At 58.9% G+C, this 19,872-nt stretch carries 15 protein-coding genes; 9 read left to right on the forward strand and 6 right to left on the reverse strand.

All coding sequences use genetic code 11. The features are described from left to right. Nucleotides 1-4: 4 nt before the first annotated feature. The gene (locus GE027_RS19330; protein WP_237607666.1) at nt 5-1,444 is read left to right on the forward strand and encodes a DUF1501 domain-containing protein; all 1,440 of its coding nucleotides are present in this window, start codon (nt 5-7) and stop codon (nt 1,442-1,444) included. 125 nt (nt 1,445-1,569) lie between these two features. Here the strand turns inward: GE027_RS19330 and GE027_RS19335 are convergent, their stop codons facing one another. From GE027_RS19335 to pssA, 5 genes are all read right to left on the reverse strand, one after another. Further along, the gene (locus tag GE027_RS19335) at nt 1,570-2,154 is read right to left on the reverse strand and encodes an MgtC/SapB family protein (RefSeq protein ID WP_153558867.1); all 585 of its coding nucleotides are present in this window, start codon (nt 2,152-2,154) and stop codon (nt 1,570-1,572) included. Between the two features lie 35 nt (nt 2,155-2,189). Continuing rightward, nucleotides 2,190-2,609 carry a GreA/GreB family elongation factor gene (locus GE027_RS19340; protein ID WP_153558868.1) on the reverse strand — a complete coding sequence of 140 codons (420 nt, stop codon included), beginning with the start codon at nt 2,607-2,609 and terminating at the stop codon, nt 2,190-2,192. Nucleotides 2,610-2,877: 268 nt separating this feature from the next. Further along, complete coding sequence (locus tag GE027_RS19345) at nt 2,878-3,279, reverse strand: HPF/RaiA family ribosome-associated protein (RefSeq protein ID WP_153558869.1); 402 nt, start codon at nt 3,277-3,279, stop codon at nt 2,878-2,880. Between the two features lie 579 nt (nt 3,280-3,858). Beyond that, the gene (locus tag GE027_RS19350; protein WP_153558870.1) at nt 3,859-4,554 is read right to left on the reverse strand and encodes a class I SAM-dependent methyltransferase; all 696 of its coding nucleotides are present in this window, start codon (nt 4,552-4,554) and stop codon (nt 3,859-3,861) included. Between the two features lie 590 nt (nt 4,555-5,144). Continuing rightward, nucleotides 5,145-6,035, reverse strand: coding sequence for a CDP-diacylglycerol--serine O-phosphatidyltransferase (gene pssA / locus GE027_RS19355; RefSeq protein WP_237607664.1), 891 nt, complete (start codon nt 6,033-6,035; stop codon nt 5,145-5,147). Between the two features lie 133 nt (nt 6,036-6,168). Here pssA and nadB point away from each other — a divergent pair, with 133 nt between their 5' ends. Both nadB and GE027_RS19365 read left to right on the forward strand, forming a co-directional pair. Further along, entirely contained in the window at nt 6,169-7,785 is a 1,617-nt protein-coding gene (nadB, locus tag GE027_RS19360) for an L-aspartate oxidase (RefSeq protein ID WP_153558871.1), read from the forward strand. Nucleotides 7,786-8,325: 540 nt separating this feature from the next. Then, on the forward strand, nt 8,326-9,933 hold the full coding sequence (locus tag GE027_RS19365) for an IS1182 family transposase (protein WP_153558872.1): 1,608 nt from the start codon (nt 8,326-8,328) through the stop codon (nt 9,931-9,933). A gap of 105 nt (nt 9,934-10,038) precedes the next feature. Here the strand turns inward: GE027_RS19365 and GE027_RS19370 are convergent, their stop codons facing one another. Further along, a complete protein-coding gene (locus GE027_RS19370) occupies nt 10,039-10,293 on the reverse strand; it encodes a hypothetical protein (protein WP_153558873.1) in 255 nt (84 codons plus the stop codon). A gap of 493 nt (nt 10,294-10,786) precedes the next feature. On the opposite strand from GE027_RS19370, the gene GE027_RS19375 reads away from it, so the two are divergent. The 6 genes from GE027_RS19375 to pglX all read left to right on the forward strand — a co-directional run. Continuing rightward, entirely contained in the window at nt 10,787-11,008 is a 222-nt protein-coding gene (locus GE027_RS19375) for a MerR family transcriptional regulator (RefSeq protein WP_153558874.1), read from the forward strand. Nucleotides 11,009-11,050: 42 nt separating this feature from the next. Then, nucleotides 11,051-11,680, forward strand: coding sequence for a DUF1819 family protein (locus GE027_RS19380; protein WP_153558875.1), 630 nt, complete (start codon nt 11,051-11,053; stop codon nt 11,678-11,680). Between the two features lie 69 nt (nt 11,681-11,749). Continuing rightward, the gene (locus GE027_RS19385; RefSeq protein WP_202617475.1) at nt 11,750-12,304 is read left to right on the forward strand and encodes a DUF1788 domain-containing protein; all 555 of its coding nucleotides are present in this window, start codon (nt 11,750-11,752) and stop codon (nt 12,302-12,304) included. A 2-nt stretch (nt 12,305-12,306) separates the two neighbouring features. Continuing rightward, nucleotides 12,307-15,831: a BREX system P-loop protein BrxC gene (gene brxC, locus GE027_RS19390; RefSeq protein WP_153558877.1), complete on the forward strand. Its 3,525-nt coding sequence runs from the start codon at nt 12,307-12,309 to the stop codon at nt 15,829-15,831. A 63-nt stretch (nt 15,832-15,894) separates the two neighbouring features. Further along, complete coding sequence (locus GE027_RS19395) at nt 15,895-17,508, forward strand: ATP-binding protein (RefSeq protein ID WP_153558878.1); 1,614 nt, start codon at nt 15,895-15,897, stop codon at nt 17,506-17,508. Between the two features lie 237 nt (nt 17,509-17,745). Continuing rightward, the coding region (gene pglX, locus GE027_RS19400) for a BREX-1 system adenine-specific DNA-methyltransferase PglX (protein WP_153558879.1) at nt 17,746-19,872 on the forward strand (2,127 nt) is incomplete at its 3' end.

Here is a 19,872-nt window from a genome sequence, read left to right on the forward strand (position 1 = left end):
GTCTGTGGACCCCAAGCGTAACTCACGCCGACATTTCCTGGCCACCAACGCGATGAGCCTCGGTTCGGTGGCCCTGGCCAGTTTGCTGCAGCAGGACCGCGCGGCCGCGAATTCGGAACGGCTGAAACCCGAACCCCGCACCTACTCGCTGGATCCCCAGCCGCCGCAACATCCGCCGCGAGCCCGCGCGATGATCTCGCTGTGGATGCAGGGCGGTCCCAGTCACATCGACCTGTTCGATCCCAAGCCCAAACTGAACGAGTACGACGGAAAAACCTTTCCCGGCGAAATTAAATACGATAACGCCGCCCAGGCCAGCTCCAAGGTTTTGGCCAGCCCCTGGAAATTCGCCCCCCGCGGCGAGTGCGGCACCGAACTGTCGGAACTGGTACCGCATCTGGCCAACGTGGTCGATGACATCTGCCTGATCCGTTCGATGCAAACGGGCGTCAATAATCACGGCCAATCGATCCAGGCCATGAACACCGGCCAGATCCTGACCGGGCGACCGGTGCTGGGCAGTTGGTTGACCTACGGGCTGGGCAGCGAGACGCAGGAACTGCCCGCCTTTGTGGCCTTGATCGACCCGGGTCAGTTGCCGGTGATGGGTGTCGAGAACTGGACCAACGGCTACCTGCCGTCGCTGTACCAAGGCACCGTGGTCCGCCCCAGTGAACCGCGGATCATGAACCTCACGCCGCCGCAGCGTTTGAAGGGCAAAGCCCAACAGCAGTACCTGGAGTACCTCTCGCATCTGAACCGGCAACACCTCGAGCAGCGGCAGGGCGAGTTGGATTTGGAGGCGCGGATCGCCAGTTACGAACTGGCCGCCAAGATGCAGACCGCGGCCAAAGAAGCACTCGACCTGAGCCAGGAATCGGCCGCCACCAAACGGCTGTACGGCTGCGACGATCCGGCCTGCAAGGATTTCGCCGAGCGCTGCCTGATCGCCCGACGATTGGTCGAACGCGGCGTGCGCTGCGTGCAGGTTTTTACCGAGAACCAACGCTGGGACCACCACGGCAGCATCCGCACCGGATTGCCCTCGGCGTGCAAGAAGGTGGATCAGCCCTCGGCCGCGCTGGTTGCGGATCTCAAACAACGCGGCTTGCTGGATTCCACCCTGGTTCACTGGGGCGGGGAGATGGGACGTCTGCCGGTCATTCAGAACGACGCCGGAGCGGCCAAGGTCGGCCGCGATCACAACACCTACGGATTCAGCATGTGGCTGGCCGGCGGCGGCGTGAAAGGCGGCATGACCTTCGGCACGACCGACGAGTTCGGGCACAAAGCGGTCGAAAACCCGGTCAATCATTTCGACTACCACGCCACGCTGCTGCACCTGTTCGGCCTGGACGGCGAACAGTTGGTATTCGAGCAGAACAACCAAGAACGTTCGCTGCTGGAAGGCAAAGGCCGCGTCGTCCACGAAATCTTGGCCTAACCAAGCCGCTCGGCTGTCCCCAGCCGAGCGACTAAGCACGTCGGCATAGATCTTTCGGTGAAACCCCGCGACAACACCCTCCCGCACAGCGGGAGGGTAAAGCCGAATCAAATGTTGCGACGTGCTTATCTGCGCCGCTTCGCCAGCGGAGCTCCGACCGGTCCCGCCGGCGGCGTGGTCGGCCGGCCGGATGCGGTGGGTTTATCCCAGTGCGGCGGAGCGACGATCGGACGGTCATTCCACAAGGGTTTGGTTACCGGCCGGAGCACGCCCATGATAAAAATGGAGACCACGCCGGCTGCGGCGGCCAGGGCGTATTCGCCCATCCCGGCGACCGTGCCCAGGGCAGCGGCCAACCAGATCGAGCTGGCCGTGGTCAAACCGCGCACCTCGCGCTCGTTGCTGAGTTTAAGGATCGTGCCGGCGCCAACGAATCCGATGCCCGCCGCGATGCCTTGAATCACACGGGTGACTTCGTTCGGAGAATCTCCGGCGGTGGCGATCGCGGCCAGGGTAAAAATCGCGGCCCCCAAGGCCACCATCATGTGAGTCCGCACGCCGGCACAGTGCCCGCGAAATTGTCGCTCGGCCCCCAGGGCGCCTCCGAGCGCCGTGGCGATCACCAGATGGGCGCAGAAGTGCGCGAACTGCGCAATCGTCTCGCTGCCGAACAGCCAACCGGTGAGGTTTGAGTGAATGAACGATTCCATTTAGCTCCTATCGATGCGGCACACCGCCGCCAAAGTTACAAGTTGAAAGCACCGACGCGTTCGGGCTGGAAAGCTAGTCTGCCGATGCGGCGGGACGACGCGTTGTCCCAGGCGTGCAGCTTGACCGTATCGCCCACACGCTGCGCAAAGACCGATACGCCCAGCGGCGACAAGATCGAGAGCCTGCCGTCGGCGATCGAAGCTCGCTCGGGATACACCAACGTGTACACGTCGGTTTCGCCGCAAGCACAGTCATGCAGGTACATCGTCGAATGCATCGTGACCACGTCGGGCGGCAGGTCCAGCGGCCCGACCACGTCCGACTCGGCAAGCTTCTCGCGGAGCGTTTCCAGGTGCGGACGCGCATTGCCGAGTGGGCTTTGGGTCTCCATCTCGAGCAGTTCGGTCAGTCGTTGAAAATCGGTTTCGGTAACCGGATAAGCTAAAGCAGGCACAGCAAATAATTCAGAGTAAAACGTGAGGGTTCGTAGACGGGAACGGATGTTGAAAAGGGCGTTGCCTGAGGGATCAGACAACGCCCCGAAAAGGACAGCGATGGGCCGGAGCACAACAAGCTCGCAGCGCAGCAAAATGCGGACGAAGCCAATCCGCGGCTTCGTCCGCTGGTGAATGTGTCCGCTGGTGAAATCTTGAGAATCTTGATGTCCCGCGGCGTCGCGCGCTGGCGCGACGCAAACGCTGTGGGCTACGCTGCGAAACCGGTCACAGGCCGGCGTCGGCGTCGGCGTCGGCGTCGGCGTCCGCGTCCGCGACCGCCGCCGCGGCGAGCTCGGCCGGCCGCGTGCGAACGCGTTGACGGCGGTCGATCCGCCGCTTCAGCTTGTCACGCACCTTGCGGCGGGCGCGGCGAGCCGCTTCGGCTACCGCCACCATCACCTGCTCGCTCTTGCCCGTGGCCGTGACGCCCCCAAACCCTTCCATGACCAGGTTGACGCGACACACCTTGTCAACGCCGCCTCGGGGACCGTTCTCGTCGATGACCGACACCGTCACGCGCGAGATGCGGGAAGAAAGCCGTTCCAGCGTGTCCTGCAACGAACGACGAATTGCCTCGCGGGTCCGCGAATTGAGCCGACGAATCGTCGAATTAACTGAAATCTGCATCGATGCATCCTCCAACACGAAAAGAGACAGGAACAAACGTGCACGACAAGTTTTCTATGTGAGCATCCGTTTTCTGGGCCAACCGGGTTCCGAAGCGGGCCAGCGGCATTTCGCAGCTTGTTTCATACCACTGACTTACAGATAGGAGCAAACGCCGTGCCAATCGCTGGCCAGGCGGTTTCGATGCGGTTTCGATGCATTCCGGTAGCCCAGGACTGGCGGAGCCTGGCCCAGGCGTCACAACCAGCCCTCGAACGGCGTTGCGAAGCGTCAACTTAGCGCCGCCGGTGCCAAGCAGCGTTGACGCTTTCGGAGGCGCGCTGACGCTTTCAGCACGTCGGCATGAATCTTTCGGTGAAACCGCGCGACAACACCCTCCCGCGCAGCGGGAGGGTAAAGCCGAATGAAATGTTGCGACGTGCTTTCGGAGGCGAAGCGTGTGAGCGATTCGCTCCGGAGGTCCGGCCGACGGCGCACGCCAAGCGAGGCTGCCGCCCAAAGGGCTCATGCCGATGACGGGATACACGGACCGCAGCGATGGCCGCTATGGCTCCTTCCCACCCCCCAGGCGCACCGCGGCTACTCGTCGGTGCGGGTGGCGTGCAGGACGGTGAACAGCGAGAACGGCGACGACTTGGTCTGCGTCCGCACGTCCAGCGGCAAGCGGCCCACGACGTCTTGGGAACTGACGTTGGTGCGCCAACCCAAATGCCGCGTGAAGGTGTCGGCACGGTCGATGACCTTGGCGATCCAAGGGTTCTCGCTGCGGAAATGGTTGATGATCAGGACGCTGCCGCCGGGTTTTACCACGCGTGCGATCTCGGACATCATCTGCTGGGGGTCCGCGACCACGCTGACCACGTGAAAGGTGGTCACAAAGTCGAAGGACTGGTCGGGGAAGTCCAATTGCTGGGCGTTCATCGGACGCACCGAAATATGATCCCAACCCTCGCGGGCGATCTTCCGTTCGGCTTCGGCCAGCATCTCCTCGGACAAATCGATGCCGGTAACCTGGGCGTGCCGCGGGTAGGCGGGCATCGACATCCCGGTCCCGATGCCGACTTCCAGCACCTTGTTGCCGGGCTGGATATTCAGCCGCTCGATGCTCCGCCGCACCCGACGCTGCACCAACAGAGGCCAAACCGCCTCGTACGCCGGAATGAACTTGCTGTACAGCCGGCTGCGTTCGGGGTTTGCCTGCTTGCTACGCTTGCGTTTTCGCGAAGGACGCTCGGGCGGAGCCGTCGGTGCAGGATCTTCTAGGGTCGCGTTCATAATCGGACATTCCGTTCTCGTGTAGCGGCAACCCGAGCCGTTCTACCCGGGCGGGCACAGACCTATAGCATTGCGTTTTCTCCGCCGACGTCAACTCGCCGCAGCCCAGCGTGAAACCACTCAAGGCGTTGCCGCGGAACGACTTGCGCAAATGCTTGCAAGCTTAACTCGCTGCGGTTTTCGGGAAGTATTGCGCAGCGTTGACAATTCCACTTCCAAACTCTGGCGAGTTCAGTTACGGGGATGGGGAACTTTCGGCGGAGCGAAAGGCGACACTCATCCAAACTCTGGCGAGTTCAGCTACCGGGGATGGGAACTTTCGGCGGAGCGAAAGGCGACACTCATCCAAACTCTGGCGAGTTCGGCTACGGGGATGGGGAACTTTCGGCGGAGCGAAAGGCGACACTCATCCAAACTCTGGCGAGTTCAGTTACGGGGATGGGGAACTTTCGGCGGAGCGAAAGACGACACTCACCCAACTCCGGCGAGTTCAGTTACCGAGGATGGGGAACTTTCGGCGGAGCGAAAGGCGTCACTCATCCAAACTCTGGTGAGTTCGGCTACGGGGGCGGCGAACGGCTGCGTTTTTTTCAACTTTCCGTCGGCGGCGGTTCGGGATCGGTTACCAGCGTCGGGGACGAGGCGTCGGCCTTGGTGACGCCCAGCCGCACGGCCAGATGGCGGACCGGGCCGCTGAACGCATAGAAGCACAGGGCGAGCGGCAGGGCCAGCTCGTTAAACAGGAAAACGCCGCCGATCACGAACAGCGCCTGCCCGATCTGGTGCGGGGCTTTGCGGCCCCGCAACCACTGCTGGACCACATGTGGGTAGCGAAACCGCGACACCATCAGGTAGGCCAACGTCAACGTCATCAGCGGCACGGCGTACTGAAAGACGGTCAGGGCCGTATTGGCCAGATCCTGAATCCGCTCGCCGTAACCATTGGTGGTCAACGAGTGCAGGTGGGGCACGCTGATGACGAACGAGGCGATCGTGCCGGCGGCGGCCGGGCTGGGCAGGCCTTCGAATCCCTCGTGCGGGTCGTCCTCCTCGGTTTCCACATTAAACCGCGCCAGGCGGATCAACACGCACAGGGTGAACACGACGCCGATGGCCCAGGACAAACGATGCGGAAACACGTCGCTGAACCGCCACAGGATGACCGCCGGGGCGGCGCCAAAGGTAATCGCATCGCACAGGCTGTCCAGTTCGGCTCCGAACTGACTGGACTGGTTCGTCATGCGGGCGGCCGAGCCATCGAGGGCGTCGAACAGCATGCCGATAAAGATCAGGCACCCGGCGATAAACAGTTTCTGGTCGTCTTCCCAAGGCAGATTCACGCTGACGGCCACGGCGATCGACGCCATCCCGCACACGCCGTTGCCCAGGGTCAGCATCGTGGGCAGGACGGCAAGGGTCAGGCGGCGCCGGCGGCGAGGCCCCCGATGGCGGGGCCAGATGCGACGTCTCAGTTCGCTCACTTTAACTCGTTCCGTTGGATTCGGGTGGTTTTCGGTTTCACAATGCTACCAGCATCGCGCCGGCCAGTCGCCCGCTATACTCGGCATTTCTCAGTCCCCCCTCGTCCAGCAACCGAGCCCAGCAACCGAGCCCATGACGCCCCGTTACCTTGTGCCCTTTCACCCCAAACAGGTTCCGCACCATTTCGTCGACTTGTTGGTCATTGGCAGCGGTTTGGCGGGCTTGCGGGCGGCCAACGCCGCCCACCCACATCAGAGCGTGCTGCTGGTAACCAAAGACAAACTGCGGGAATCGAACAGCAACTATGCCCAGGGTGGGATCGCCGGCGTGCTGGGCCCGGGGGACGATTTCGAGAGTCATGTCTCCGATACCATACTTGCTGGAGGGAATCTCTGCGATTCGGAGGTGGCCGAAATGGTCATCCGCGAAGGGCCGCGACGGATCGAAGAGCTGATCGAGTGGGGCACGCAATTCGACAAGTCTCAGGGAAAACTGGCGCTCGGCCGCGAAGGCGGACACAGCCACCAGCGTATCGTCCACGCCCACGGCGACGCCACCGGGCGGGAAGTGATGCGGGCGATGATCCAGTACACGCGCCAGCGGGCCAATAACCAGATCTGGGAACAAGCCTTCACCCTGGACCTGTTGACCCACGACGGTCAGTGCCGCGGAGCGGTGATCTCGCGCGACCAAGGGCCGCCCACGCTGGTCTGGGCCAAACAGACGATCCTCTGTACCGGCGGCGTCGGACAGGTGTACCGCGAATCGACCAACCCTCCGGTCGCCACCGGCGACGGATTTGCGCTGGCGTTTCGCGCGGGAGTCGAGCTGCGCGACATGGAATTCATCCAGTTCCATCCCACCGTGCTGTACATCGCCGGTTCGTCCCGGTCGTTGATCACCGAGGCCGTTCGCGGCGAGGGTGCCTACCTGGTGGATGTCAACGGCGATCGTTTTATGCCCGAGTACGATCGCCGTGCGGAACTGGCGCCGCGCGACGTGGTCAGCCAATCGATCATCCAGCAGATGACGAAAACCCAGCACAATTGTGTGTACCTGGACCTCTCGCACCTGGACCGGGATCTGGTGCTGGCGCGTTTTCCAGGGATCGCCGCGACGTGCGCCAAGTTTGGTTTGGATATCGCCGAGGATCGGATTCCGGTGCGGCCCGGGGCGCATTACATGGTCGGCGGTGTGACGGTGGATCGGGCCGGACGAACCAGTCTGCCGGGCCTGTGGGCCGCCGGCGAAGTGACCAGCACCGGCCTGCACGGGGCAAACCGCTTGGCCAGCAACAGCCTGCTGGAAGGTTTGGTCTACGGAGCGTTTGCCGGTCAGGGCGCCGCGCGCGCGGCCGCCGAGATGCCCGACACGATGACGGCCTTGCCCATCGAGAGCTCCACAGTCACCCGGAAAGCTCAATCGCTGGATTTCGCCGACATCCGGGCGACCCTGAAAAGTCTGATGGGACGGCTGGTCAGCGTCCAGCGTGATGCGGCCGGACTGCGCGAAGCGATCACCACGATCGACTCGTTCTTTGCCTACGTGATGCCCCAGCAGTTCCAGTCGGAAATTGGCTGGGAGACGCAGAACATGCTGCTGACCTCGCGGATGATGGCCACCGCGGCCCTCGCCCGAGAAGAATCGCGAGGCGTGCACTTCCGCACCGATTTCCCCGAAACCGACGACGCTCGCTGGCGACGCCACCTCGCCATCCAGATCGACAAAAGCGGCGGGCATCCGCAGTAGGGGCACGTCACCCCGCTCCGGGGCTTGAGGTTGTTGGTAGTGAACATCCCCGTGACTCACGCCTCCGACAGGCGTTGTGCCACCCTGCGGGCTAAGGACGAACGGCCCACGCCGCTCGCGCAGAAGTCGCACGCAACTCACCTACGTCACTGCTCAGCCCGGAGGGCGACACAGCCCCTACTGCTCAGCCCGGAGGGCGACACAGCCCCTGCCGGCGGTATCAACCGCCGGTCTAGGTGCGCAAACTAAAAAAAGCCCCGGAGGGGCGACACTCGTCACCGCTTCGGAGTTTGAGGTTGTTTGTAGTGAACATCCCCGTGACTCACGCCTCCGACAGGCGTTGTGCCACCCTGCGGGCTAGGGACCAACGGCCAACGCCGCTCGCGCAGAAGTCGCACGCAACTCACCTACGCCACTGCTCAGCCCGAAGGGCGACACAGCCCCTGCCGGCGGTGTCACGGCCTGTCGAATTATTCAGGCGATTTGGGCTGGGATTTCAGCCGTGGGGCGCTATCCTGGGCGGCATCCCAGGAGCCCTCGATGAATTTTGCCCAGCGACCACTGGATCGGCAGCAAGCTGTCCTTTTTCCCGAACGACTTGATGAAGCCGTGCCGCCGGGCCACGGGGTACGGCTGCTTGATGAGTTGCTCGAAAGAGTCGATTGGCAGCCCTGGTCGGCGGCACGTCAGTGCAAAGGTAAAAAGCGGAAAGGGAGCAACCGAGGACGTCCGCAGATTCACCCGCGCATCATTGCTTCGGTGATCCTCTATGGCATCCTGCGACGGATCCATTCCTCGCGTGATCTGGAAGAGGCAATCAGTGTCCGCTTGGACTTCCGTTGGCTTGCTCATGGTACGAACCTGGATCACTCAACCATCTGCAACTTTCGCGTTGATAACGATGTGGCCCTGAAGGACTTGTTCATTCAGATTGTCCAGATCGCCGCTCAGATGGGACATCTGCCGCTGGCCTCGCTGGGTTATGACGCCACACGCATCAAAGCGAACAACCGGCGAAGCGGCACGAGGACCCCTGAAGAACTTCGTGAGCTACAAGCAGAGCTCGGCAAGCAGTACGACGAGGCTAAGCGCCAAGCTGAACAGGCCGACGCCGAGCAGACCGACCTGCTCGGCCAGCACAGCCGCGATCAATTACCCAATTCGCTGCAAGACATCCAAGCTCGCAAGTCCAAGGTCGACGCAGCGATCGAAGAACTCAACGAAATCAAGAAACGTGGCCTGAAAGAACCCACGCGACTTCCCATCACGGACTCAGAAAGCCGTGTGTCCAAAAACAAAGAAGGCGGCTTTGCGCCCAACTACACGCCCACCGCGACGGTGGACATCGACAGCGGCATCGCAGTCGACGCCGACGTGGTTTTCGGCCACCACGAAGACCGCGATATGCTCGGCACGCTCGACGCGGTGCAGCAGAACTTGGGTTTGGAAAAACCGGTTCCTGAAGTGCTCGCCGACGGCTTGATGAGTAGCGGCGAAAACATCGTTGGCTGCAAGGAGCGTGGCATCGATTTCCATTCACCGATCAACCTTCGCAAGCACGCTGACAATCCCGCGATTCGCGAAGACCTGACGCAGCCCGTAGCGGCCGAAGACCAGGACCGCTTACCAACGCGTAAAGTTACCGTTGGTGGTAAGAAGCTGACCAAGCTGGACAAGGAAGCATTCGTCTATGTTCCTGAGGAAGATCACTACCGCTGCCCCGAGGGCAAAGTGCTGCCACGCTGCTCAACGACGACCGAGCGAGAGAACGGCCGCGATGTGATTCGCCATCACTATCAATCGCATTCCGAAGACTGCAAAGGTTGTCCGCTGATGGCCACTTGCGTGGATGCAAAATCGGGGCGTCGCCGGATTCGCCACACGCATTACGAAGCCGACCGGATCGAGCACGCCGAGAAGATGGCCAGCGACGAGGCTCAGAAGAAGTACGCCCGGCGTCGTGCTCCCGGCGAACGTCCGTTTGCGATGATTAAGCAACGATTCGGTCTGCGTCAGTTCACGGTGCGAGGCCGTCAGAAGGTCGCACAGCAGTGGCGTTGGTCGGTGACGGCATTCAACCTTCACCGCCTGGTATCACTCATTCAAAGCAACGCTGACCCACCATCACCGCAACCTTCGGCAGCGTAGCCTTTCCCCGTCCGTATTCCCTCCTACCCGACGCGCTGCCTCCCGTAGAATCGCTGCGCAGTCAGCGAGCGGGGGGAAAGGGGGGAAGCCATCAGCAACGTCGAATTAGAGGTTTAATTCGACAGGCCGGTCAACCGCCGGTCCCGGTGCGCAAACCAAACAAAGCCCCGGAGGGGCGACACTCAGAGGCGCGGCAACGAATGAACAGATCGGTTTCGCCGTCGGATCGTCGAGCATCTCTTCAACTGAGCTCACGATCACTGGACCCATCGTCGCCACCGAATGCATCAAACTGCAGCGTGCGGAGGCGGTCACGATCATCGCTGCATGCCGGGCGGACTTGAATTGCATGGGTTTCATCGCTGGTGTCAATCCATAGACGAGCCGCCCATAATGGCTTCGAAAGATTCAGATTCTACCGAGATGTCGAAGACACATGAGTCAACTCCGTCAACTGCAGTTCACCAACCTCGAAGCGGCCGTCAACGATGCCAGGCAATTGTGATTTGCCTCAGCTGAACCATTTGCGTTATCCGTGTGCTAGAGTTTGGCACTCACGACGGAGAAACGAGTCGATCTGCTTTCGAAGCAGCCGCTGCAAGTCACCTCGTTCAGTTACTCCAACAGCACTAAACGTCGTCTCGGTGAGCTTGCGAATCTCGTCGCTGCAGATTTCGTAGATTGCCATTCCCGCTCCCTGATACCACACGAGATATGGCGCAGCCCCAGAACCGGCGGCGTGACCCACCGCCCTTCGGCGCGTACGGCTCCCGAACCCCCTGATTGGCAATCTCAATAGTTCTTGGTAGGGTTTGGCAATCAGGGGACATCGTTGGTCAGCCGGAGAGCGTCCATGAACAGGCTCAATGAGTTTTTGCGGGTCTCGGAAGCGGCCGAGTATCTCGGCGTCTCGCCAAACACGCTGCGAAACTGGGAAAACGCTGGAAAGATTGTTGCTCACCGCCATCCGGTGAACGGCTACCGGCTCTTTAAACAAGACGAGCTGGATTCGCTGTTGGAATCGGCTCAGCGACCAAGCAGCGATGGCGGAGCGAATCCGAAGAAACCGAAGTGAAGTAAAGGAGATTAATGCGGCGGGGCGCAGGCCGAAGTGCGATTGGGCGAGTTTCCGCTGTTCGAGCAAATGATGGTCGCGACGCCCTACGTCCTTTCGTTCACCGCTGGTGGCCTTCTCTACCACGAGTCTCTCGTGGTGGCCGAAGAGCTGCTGCGTGCTCGTTTTGACTGGAAGGTCGCCATCAAAGCTGTCCAGGATGGGAACCTGCTGCAAAGTCGAACCGAGAGCACCGCCAAGAGGAAACTGCGGGAAGTTCGCAATCGGCTTCAAGCACTCAGTCGTGATGAAATCCAACTGCTGGCCGAAGGCGGCAGGCAAGAGCAAAAGCTGATCCTCTGGTTGGCTTGCTGCTTGAAGTATCAAATCCTGGCCGACTTTGCCCGTGATGTTCTGCGGTCGAAATATCTGCAGCTTGATCTTTCACTCGACCGAGATGATGTCGATCGCTTCATTGACAACAAAACGATTTGGCATGAGGAATTGGAAAAGTTGGCACCGTCGACGAGAACAAAACTGCAAACCGTCATGCTGCGGATGCTTCGTGAATCGGAAATGCTGTCGCCGGAAGGCGCCATTCTTCCTCCAATTTTTTCAGAGAACCTGACGCGAGTCATCCGCGATGACTCGCCGGAGCATTTCCTCCTATTTCCCACAGCCGTTCCGGAATAGGAGACTTGTTGAATGAATCAACACCTCAAATCGGCCCCGATCGCCGACCGCTTCGATCACTTGCTCACAGTGATCGGCAGCCAGCGCTTCTTGCGCATGGAAGGCATCGGCAACGAAGTGCCTTTCTTCGTCGTGCCGTTCGATCCGTCCGAAGCGATCGAGATGGAGAAACTGCGCGGACAGCTGATCCGCAAGCTGAAGCACAAGGGCGTCCGCGTACTGGAAATTGATCTTTACGATCTTTCCAAAGAGCTGATGGACGAGCTGGGTGATTGGGATTTTTGGATTGAGAACGAATCCAAACACGACAAACGCGAGCTGCTAGAAGCCCTTCAGAGTCTGACCGATCCGCAAACGAAACTGGCACCCGCAATTGCGGCCAAGATGGCCGATGCGGAGTTCGATGTTTCCTTCCTGTGCGGTGTTGGCGAAGTCTACCCGTTCATCCGTTCGCATACCGTGCTGAACAACCTGCAAAGCGTCGCCAAGGAGCAGCCGCTGGTGATGTTCTTTCCGGGCGATTACTCCCACTCGCTCGAAGATGGCGCATCGCTCGATCTGTTCGGGCGATTGCGTGATGACAAGTACTACCGGGCTTTCAATCTGTACGACCGAGAGGCATAGCCGTGCAACTGAGAACGATTTTCAAGAACAAGATCGATCGCCCTATTGAAGGCGTCATCAAGGCTGACGACGAAGTCGGTCTGAAGACGGAAGTCGAAGAGTACGTCTTGACCGACGAGATCGAACGTCGGTTCGATGATTTTCTCGAGGCCTACACCGACTACCAGAACGCCAATGGTGTCTGGATCTCCGGTTGGTTCGGGTGCGGTAAGTCGCACATGCTGAAAATGATCTCGCTGCTGTTACCCAACAGGGCGATTGACGGCGTCAACGTACACGAGGTGTTCCGCGGCAAGTGCGAGGACGCAATGCTCGCCGGCCGGATCGACAAGGCAGTTGCCATCCCTTCGGAAAGCATTCTGTTCAACATCGACCAGAAAGCTGACGTCATCAGCAAGCAGGATGTTGATGCGTTGCTGGCCGTTTTTGTCAAGGTTTTCGACGAGCACTGCGGGTACTACGGCAAGCAAGGCTACATTGCGAACTTCGAGCGTCAGCTGGACCAAGACGGCTTGCTGTCGGATTTTCGTGACGCATTTGAAAAGCACGCTGGGATGCCTTGGGCGACCGGTCGCGAGCGCGTGCTCCGCGTCGGCAGCAGCATCGACAAGGCGTTCCAGGAAGTCACGGGCGAAAAGGTCGAAGGTGTCATTGGCAAGTACAAGGACGACTACAAGCTATCGATCGAAGATTTCGCAGAGCAAGTTAAACGCTACATCGACAGCCAGGGCAAGGACTTTCGGCTGAACTTCTTTGTCGACGAGGCAGGCCAGTACATCGCCGACAACACAAAGTTGATGACCAACCTGCAAACGATTGCCGAAAGTTTGGCGACCAAGTGCCGCGGTCGTTCCTGGGTAATTGTGACCGCCCAGGAGGACATGGCCAACGTCATCGGCGAAATGACGAAAGAGCAGTCGAATGACTTCTCCAAAATCCAAGCACGCTTCAAGACCCGCATGAAGCTGACCAGCACGAACGTTGCTGAAGTCATCCAAAAGCGGCTGCTGGCCAAGACGCCCGACGGTGAAGACACGTTGCGTCCCATCTACGAACGGGAGGCAGGCAACTTCCGAACGCTGTTCGAATTCACCGTTGGCCAGAAGTATCGCAACTTCCGAGACGAAGAACACTTCTTCGACTGCTATCCGTTTATTCCCTACCAGTTCGAACTGTTCCAATTAGCCATCCGTGGCCTTTCCACCCACAACGCGTTCGAAGGCAAGCACAGCAGCGTAGGCGAACGGTCGATGTTGGGCGTTTTTCAGGAAGTTGCCGTGCAGATCGCCGACGAGAACATCGGCAAGCTGGCCACTTTCGATTTGATGTACAAGGGCATCGCGTCTGCGCTGAAAAGTCATCTGCTCTCGGTCCGCGCTGCCGAAAAACACCTCGACAACCCGCTGGCCGTGCGGCTTCTGAAAGCCCTGCTGTTGGTCAAGTACGTCAAAGAATTTAAAGCATCGATCCACAACTTGACGGTACTGATGATCGATCGCTTCGATGCGGATCTGGGACAACTCCAGAAGGACGTCGAGGAAGCGCTCAACCTGCTGGAAAACCAGGTCTACATCCAGCGGAACGGCGACTACTACGAGTTCCTGACCGACGAAGAGAAAGACGTTGAGCAGGAGATCAAGAACACAGAGATCGACTCATCGGAGATCGCCGACGAGCTGAACAAGATCCTGTTCGAGAAGGTCCTCAAGACCCGCAAGCTCCGCTACGAGCCTAACAAGCGAGACTTTTCCTTCACACGCAAGCTGGATGATCGGATCTACGGGCGTGAGTACGAACTAGCGGTTCACTTCATTAGCCCGTTCCACGAGCACTGCGACAATCCCGATCAAGTCAAGATGACGTACATGGGGAACGACGAAGTCACTGTTGTGCTTCCCAGTGATGCACGACTGATTCGCGATCTGACGCTGATGAAACAGACGGCCAAGTACGTCGGCCAGAATTTCTCGACAACGAATAAGGAAAATATCAAACGGATCCTCAGTGCCAAGACCGCCACGAACCAGCAGCGTGAACAGCAACTCACTGAGCACGTCAAACGGCTGGTTGGCAAAGCAAGGATGTTCGTGGCGGGCTCGGAGATTGAAACCACCCGCGAAGATCCGGGAATGCGGATCCATGAGGGGTTTGAGGCTCTCGTCGAGCACACCTATAAGAACCTGCCAATGCTGCGAGGTGTGACCTTTACCGAGGCGCAAATCGAAAAGTGCTTGAACGAATCGAGCGATGGTTTGTTCGGCAACGATGCGGCGATGATGAGCGAACCCGAGAATGAAATGCTTTCGGTGATCAACCGGCAGACCGCCAAGGGGATCCGTCCGACGGTGAAGATGCTGATCGAGGATTTTGAGACCAAGCCGTTTGGCTGGCCGCTACCTGCGATCCAGTGCATCCTTGCCAAGCTGATCGCCCGCGGGAAAGTGGAAGCTCGCGGTGATGGCGAACTGCTGGACGGGCAGGCATTGCTGGCTGCGTTGAAGAACACGCAAAAACACGGAAACCTCGTGCTGGAGCCGCAGATCGAGTTTCCCTCCAGTGCCGTTCGGGCTTTGAAGGATTTCTACGAGCAGTTCTTCGATACTCCGCCGCGAGCCAATGAAGCCCGGGCGCTCGGCGCCGAGACGGCCAAGGCTTTCGAGAATCTCGGCCACGAGTTGCGAGAGCTGGTGGCACGCAAGTCCGAGTACCCGTTTTTGTCCGCCCTGGAGCATCCAGCGGACCGGATGGGAAAGCTGGCCAAGAAGTCCTACAAGCACTTCCTGACCGAGTTCGGATCCGAGTCGGAGGAGCTGTTGGACCTCAAGGAAGACACGATCGATCCGATCCGTCGCTTTATGACGGGTAGCGGCGCACAGCTCTACGCCGACGCCAAACAGTTTCTCGACCGCAATCGAACCAACTTCGCCTATCTCGAGGGCGACGAAGCCGACCAGTTGGAAACAGCTCTCGCCGACGGGCGCTGTTTTGCGGGCAACGGGATGAAGCGAATCAAGGAACTTACGGATTCACTGCGTGGCTCGCTCGAAACGCTGGCCGACGACGCTCGTAACTCCGCCGAGCAGGCGATCAAGTCGCGAGTCGAAAAGCTGAAGGCGATACCGGGTTACGAGACGCTCAGCGATGATCAGCGGAAAGAGATTGACTCGGTCGTGGACGACACGATCAGCCAGATCCGCAACCAACCGATCATCGCCGTTGTGAAGGAAGCGGCAACACGGTTCGAGACCAATGGCTACACCGGGATCTTGCGAAAGGTCACGCAATGGACAGCACCTGCCACCGTCCCGCCGGGCGGGTCGAGCGACAGCGAGGAGACGGCGGAGCTTCCCAATCCGGAATCCAAAATCGAAAATCCAAAATGGATTGAATTCATCGGCATGAGTCATCTCGATGTTTCGTTTGACAAGCCGTGGCTGCAGACCGAGGGCGACGTAGATCGGTACCTGCATTCGCTCCGGGCGGCAATGGTTTCAGCCGTTAAAGAAGGGAAGAGGATCCAGCTGTAGACATTTTGGGTGGATGATTGCGGATTTTGGATTGGGTTCCGGGAGACCGGTAGATCAAGTTTGATGACCGATATAGCGACAATCGACAAATGGATCACCGATGCTGAGGGAGAAAACCTCGAGTTCAAGTCCGCGCGCACTCGCTACGGACTTGATGAGTTAACCGAATATTGCGTGGCGTTGGCCAACGAGGGTGGTGGCAAAATCATCTTAGGCGTTACGGATAGACGGCCCCGATGCGTTGTTGGCTCGCAAGCCTTTCCCCACCCCGAAGAAACTCGTAGCCAACTTAATCAACGACTGCACTTGGGCATTACGTTCGATGTCGTTCAACATCCCGGTGGTCGCGTACTCGTATTCCACATTCCCAGTAGGCCAGTTGGGATTCCGATTCAATTTCGGGGCAAGTACCTGGTCCGACAAGACGAGAGTCTCGTAGGCATGTCCGGTGAGAGATTACGTGAAATCTACGCCGAGGCGGGACACGATTTTTCTGCAGACGTCTGTCCCGGCCTGACGCTGTCGGATCTATCTACAGAAGCGATCGAGGACTTTCGGGCTCGTTGGAAAAAGAAGAGTAACAACAGCTCGATCGACACCCTTACCGTCGAACAATTGCTGTACGACATTGAGGTCGGCAGCGATGAAGGGCTCACCTATGCGGCCTTGATTCTGTTCGGTACCCGACAAGCAGTCCGGAAATTTCGTGGCCAAGCCGAGATCGTCTTCGAGTACCGCTCCACCAACGCCGCGGGTCCGGCTCAGCAACGGGAAGAATTCTGCGAGGGCTTCTTCTTGTACTACGACCGGCTATGGGAGTTGATCAACCTCCGAAACGATAAGCAGCATTATGAAGACGGTCCGTTTGTGCTGGAGGTGCGCACCTTTCAGGAACGGGCGGTCCGCGAAGCAATCCTCAACGCGGTCAGCCATCGCAGTTACCAGCTTGGCAGCAACGTCTTCATCCGCCAGTTTCCCGAACGGCTGGAAATCGATAGTCCCGGTGGATTCGCTCCGGAAATCAATCCCGAAAATATCCTCGTTCGCCAGTCGCCCAGAAATCGGCGCATCGCCGAAGTATTCGCCAAGTGTGGTTTGGTGGAACGAGCCGGCCAGGGCGTTGACTTGATGTATCAACTGGCGATTCGCGACAGCAAGCGAACTCCCGACTATTCACGATCCGACGACTACACCGTCAGCGTCGTCATGGCGGGGCAGGTACTGAATCGGTCCTTCGTCCGATTCATCCTCCAGTGCGATCTAGATGACCTCGAATCGCTCTCCACGGAGCAGTGGCTCGCCTTGGAAGCCTTCAGTCATGAGCAACCTTTTCACGGATGTTCGCAGGAATCGCTGAATCGCCTTCTTGAACTCAAGATGGTCGAGAGGGTGTCAAGCGATCGGTACATTTTGCCCAGGCAGTACTACTCGTTTCTCGGGCGTGAGGCGGCATACGAACGGATGCGGGAACGCGAAGCCAAGAAGGAGTCGCTCGAGGCGTTTCTCGACGACTTCCGTATCGATGGCGTGGCCATTTCGCAAATTGAAGAGATCCTGCCAAACGACGATCGGGCGACCGTCCGGGCCATGTTGAACGAACTTGTGGGCGAGGAAAGGGCTCATACGACCGGCGATCGCCGCTGGACACGGTACTTTCCCGGTCCGGAGGAAGGATGATGCGCCAGCACGTTTCTATGTTTCTCTTTGCGCGAAGTCGCTCCGAGATCCAGGGTCCTGGGGCAGAAACTCCGCGTTTTCCGCTGTTTTCTATGTTTGTCTATGTTTCTCCGCCCCGACAACGCAAATCCGAATTGACAACCTTGCGCCTCCATTTGGGGGGCAGAGCAGATGAGGCAGTGTCCCTAGTTCCCAAACCCAATCCAAAATCCCCAATCGAAAATCCAAAATCCGCAGATGGAAACATCCAAGCTACGCAAGTTCGCATCGCAGGCTCGCAAGTCGCTACTTGAACTGGTCGGCACCCGCATGAAGTCCGTACTGGCCGACGGGAGCCTTGCGCGCCGGGAGAGTCCGAAGGCGGTGGCGGAACTTGAGGCGAAGATCAAGGAGCTGGGGCGAGAGCAGACCATCGAGATGGTGGCGTACACGTGGTTCAACCGCTTCTGTGCATTGCGCTACATGGACGTCAATCGTTACACCAAGATCGGCGTCGTCTCCCCGCCGGAGGGCCAGTTCCAGCCGGAGATTCTGGCTGAAGCCAAGATGGGGCACGTCGATGAGGAGCTGGTTCCTGCGGCGACACGTGAAAAGGTCATGCGGTTGCTGGATGAGACCGATCCGAGTGACGACCCGCAAGGCGAAGCATATCGGTTGCTGTTGGTGGCGGTGTGCAATTATTACCACGGCTTGATGCCGTTCATGTTCGAGAAGATCGCGGACTTTACCGAGCTGCTGCTGCCCGACGATTTGCTGTCGGGTAATTCGATTCTCGCCTATACCCGCGAGGCTTTGCTGCCGATCAATTGCTCGCCCGAGCACACCGAGGAGTCGGTCGAGGTGCTTGGCTGGTTGTACCAGTTCTACATCGCGGACAAGAAAGACGACGTCTTTGCGGCCCTCAAGAAGGGCAAGAAGATCACGCCCGAGAACATCCCGGCGGCCACGCAGTTGTTCACGCCGCACTGGATCGTGCGCTATCTGGTCGAGAACTCGCTGGGCCGGCTATGGATGCTGAACCATCCCGACTCGGGGCTGATCGAACAGATGGACTACTACATTCGACCAGAAGAGCCCGAAACCGACAATCCAAAATCCAAAATCGCAAATCCAAAATCCGAAGACTTTCTGCGTATCAGCAGCCCCGAAGAAATCAAAATCTGCGATCCGGCCTGCGGCAGCGGTCACATGCTGACGTATGCGTTTGATCTGCTGTACGCGATCTACGAAGAGCAAGGCTATCAGCCCACCGAGATCCCGCGTCTGATCCTCAAGCAGAATCTCTACGGAGTCGAGATCGACCAGCGTGCCGGTGCTCTTGCCGCTTTTGCGCTCGTCATGAAAGCCCGGGAAAAGGACCGCCGCTTCTTCTCCCGCAAGCCGCTCGACGAAGGCTCCGCAACGGCAATCGAAAATCCAAAATCGAAAATCCAAAATCCCAACGTCTGTGTTCTAGAAAACATTACGTTCGATCAAGAAGTGCTTTCCGACTACATCGAACAGGTCGACCCCGATTTATTCACAGACGGGATTCGGGGAGTCGTGAATCAGTGGGAGGAAGCGGACAACTTTGGTTCGCTGATCCGTCCACTGGTGACGGACGTGAGCGAAGTGCTGGAGTTACTTCGCGAGCGTCAGATGGGCGAAGACCTGTTCCTTGCGGGCGTTCACCAGAAAGTGCTAAAGGCGCTGCGGCAGGCCGATTATCTGAGTCCCAAGTATCACGTCGTCGTCGCAAACCCGCCGTACCTCGGCAATCGAGGAATGAATCCATCAATGACGGCGTGGGTGAAGAAGAATTTTCCCGCAACCAAGTCCGATCTATTTGCAATGTTTATCGAGCGCAACATGGGGCTCGCTAATCGAGGCGGCCTAGTTGCGATGGTCACAATGCAAAGCTGGATGTTCCTTTCCTCTTTAGAGAAACTTCGCGCCAGATTGCTTGAGGAGAACACCGTGATTTCGCTCGCGCATTTGGGCCCTCGCGCATTCGATACAATCGGCGGCGAAGTCGTTTCAACGACCGCGTTCATCTTTGAGTCGTCATCCCGCCCAAGCTATTCCGGGGTCTACATTGGATTAACTGACGGAGAATCGGAGACGGAAAAACAATTGACATTGCGAGCCGCGGTTGCGGATCCGCATTCCAAAGCGAGGTTTACTTCGTCGGCGGTCGATTTCGCGAAGATTCCCGGCAGTCCGCTTGCGTACTGGTTGAGCGAGAAAGAGCTCGACCTGTTTGCCGACTCGCCCAGCATTGGCGATAGGACGAAACCAAGGCAAGGGATGTCGACCAATGATAACCAGAGATTCCTGCGTCAGTGGTTCGAAGTGCCGCTGAACAAACTTGGTTTTGGTTTCACA

Origin of the sequence: Roseimaritima sediminicola, from assembly GCF_009618275.1 — a bacterium.
Taxonomy (GTDB): Bacteria; Planctomycetota; Planctomycetia; order Pirellulales; family Pirellulaceae; genus Roseimaritima; species Roseimaritima sediminicola.